This is a genomic window from Streptomyces sp. NRRL S-495, from assembly GCF_000966955.1.
In the GTDB taxonomy this organism is placed as follows: Bacteria; Actinomycetota; Actinomycetes; order Streptomycetales; family Streptomycetaceae; genus Kitasatospora; species Kitasatospora purpeofusca.
Map to the genome: position 1 here is coordinate 1 of NZ_JZWY01001224.1, position 698 is coordinate 698.

Here is a 698-nt window from a genome sequence, read left to right on the forward strand (position 1 = left end):
GGCCGGGCCGGTGCCGGTCGTGGCGTCCGTGCCGGTGAGGGTGCCGGCGGGCCGGTCGGGGGCGCTGTCCAGCCAGTAGCGCTGCTGCTGGAAGGCGTAGGTGGGCAGGGGGCGCCTGCGCGCGCCGGTTCCGGCGAACACCGTGCCCCAGTCCACCCGCAGTCCGCGTACCTGGAGTTCGGTGAGCGCGGCGAGGAAGCGGCCAGGGCCGCCCTCGGCGCGACGCAGGGTGCCGACGACGGCCCCGTCGCCGGCCCCGGCCGCTTCGACGGCCTGCTGGAGCCAGACGGTCAGCGCGGGGTGGGTGCTGCACTCGACGAAGGTGCGGTGCCCGTCGGCGATGAGTGCGTCGACCGCCCGTCCGAACTCCACCGGCCTGCGCAGGTTCTCGTACCAGTACGCGGCGTCCAGGCCCATGGTGTCCAGGGGGCCGCCGCTGACCGTCGAGTAGAACGGGATGTCGGACGTCCGCGGCGCGGTGCCGGCGAGGAGGGTGAGCAGTTCCTCCCGGAGCTCCTCCACCTGGGGCGAGTGCCCGGCGAAGTCCACGCCGGGGACCGGCCAGGTCAGGACGCCGGCCTCGGAGTACTGCGCACGCAGTCGTTCCAGTGCCGCCGGGTCGCCGGAGACCGTCACCGACGTCGGCCCGTTGACCGCGGCGACGTCGAGTTCCGGGTAGCGGTCGGACAGTGTGTCGC

The 698-nt window shown here is 74.6% G+C and carries 1 protein-coding gene; it reads right to left on the reverse strand.

What is annotated here, in order from left to right; all coding sequences use genetic code 11:
• Positions 1-698: acyltransferase domain-containing protein (locus tag VR45_RS40760; RefSeq protein WP_045945029.1), on the reverse strand; the 698-nt coding region annotated here is incomplete at both ends.